Genomic DNA, 1,645 nt, shown 5'->3' with positions numbered 1-1,645 from the left:
ACCCCCCGTCCACCCCCCGCCCCCACTCACCACCCCCACCGCCCCCCAGGCCCGGGTGATCAAGGAGTTTGCGTCGGTGAGCCGCGCGGATCCGACGCAAACTCCTTGATCAACGCCTCGAACGGGGGGATGGGTGGTCAGGAGGATTCGCGGACCAGGGGGAAGGGGAGGGTTTCGCGGATCGAGCGGCCGGTCAGGAGCATCACCAGGCGGTCCACGCCGAGGCCGAGGCCGCCGGTCGGCGGCATCGCGTACTCGAGCGCGGTGAGGAAGTCCTCGTCCAGCTCCATCGCCTCCGGGTCGCCGCCGGCCGCCTTCAGCGACTGCTCGGTGAGCCGGCGCCGCTGCTCGGTCGGGTCGACCAGCTCGGTGTACGCGGTGCCCAGCTCCATCCCGAAGGCGACCAGGTCCCACCGCTCCGCCAGCCGCGGATCGTGCCGGTGCTGCCGGGTCAGCGGCGACACGTCGGTCGGGAAGTCCAGGTAGAACGTGGGCACCTCGGTGCGCGCCTCGACCAGCCGCTCGTACAGCTCCAGCAGCACCGCGCCGCGCTCCCAGCGCGGGTCGTACGGCACCCCGGCGGCGTCGCAGAGCTTGCGCAGGGCCGCGACGTCGGTGTCGGCGGTGACCTCCTCCCCCAGCGCGGCGGAGATCGCCTCGTTGACCGTGCGCGCCGGCCACTCGCCGCCGAGGTCGACCAGCGTGCCGTCGGACCGGCGGGCCACCGGCGTGCCGTGCACCGCGGTCGCCGCCGCCACGATCAGCTCCCGGGCCAGCGCCCGCATGTCGTGGTAGTCGGCGTACGCCTGGTACGCCTCCAGCACCGTGAACTCCGGGTTGTGGGTGGCGTCGACGCCCTCGTTGCGGAACGCCCGGCCCAGCTCGTACACCCGCTCGACGCCGCCCACGGCCAGCCGCTTGAGATAGAGCTCCGGCGCGATCCGCAGGCTCAGCCGCAGGTCGTACGCGTTGCTGTGGGTGACGAACGGTCGGGCGTTCGCCCCGCCGTGCACCCGCTGCAGGATCGGCGTCTCCACCTCCAGGAAGCCCCGGCCGACCAGCGAGGACCGCAGGCTGTGCAGGGCCGCGCCCCGGGCCCGCAGCAGGTCCCGGGCGTCGGCGTTGATGGCCAGGTCGAGGTAGCGCTGCCGGACCCGGGCCTCCGGGTCGGCCAGCCCGTGGTGCTTGTCCGGCAGCGGGCGCAGGCACTTGGCGGTGAGCTGCCAGTCGGCGACCCGCACCGACAGCTCGCCGTGCCGGGTCGCGTACACCTCGCCGGTCGCGCCGACGTGGTCGCCGATGTCGACGGTGGCCCGCCAACGGTCCAGGTCGTGCTCCAGCATCAGCTGCAGGTCACCGCTGCCGTCCCGGACGGTGGCGAAGAGCACCCGCCCGTGGTCGCGGACCAGCATCACCCGGCCCGCCACCGCCACGGTCTCCCCGGTGCCGGTGTCCGGGGCCAGCCCGGCGTGCCGCTCCCGCACCGCGGCGCAGCTCGCCGTCCGCGGATAGCCCACCGGGTACGGGTCGACCCCCTCGGCGCGCAGCCGGTCCAGCTTGGCCAGGCGTACCCGGACCTGCTCCGGCCGCTGCACCGGGGGGGCCTCCGGTGGCACCGCCCGGACCGTCGCGGCGGCCGGCGGTA

1 protein-coding gene is annotated in these 1,645 nt (G+C 74.7%); it reads right to left on the bottom strand.

Features of this window, described 5'->3' with window-relative positions:
• Window positions 1-137: 137 nt before the first annotated feature.
• Window positions 138-1,616 carry a bifunctional lysylphosphatidylglycerol synthetase/lysine--tRNA ligase LysX gene (gene lysX / locus ACWEVO_RS36220; RefSeq protein WP_452311896.1) on the bottom strand — a complete coding sequence of 493 codons (1,479 nt, stop codon included), beginning with the start codon at window positions 1,614-1,616 and terminating at the stop codon, window positions 138-140.
• Window positions 1,617-1,645: the final 29 nt, after the last annotated feature.

The organism is Micromonospora sp. NPDC003776 (assembly GCF_053605645.1).
This window is presented reverse-complemented; position numbering and strand designations above follow the sequence as displayed.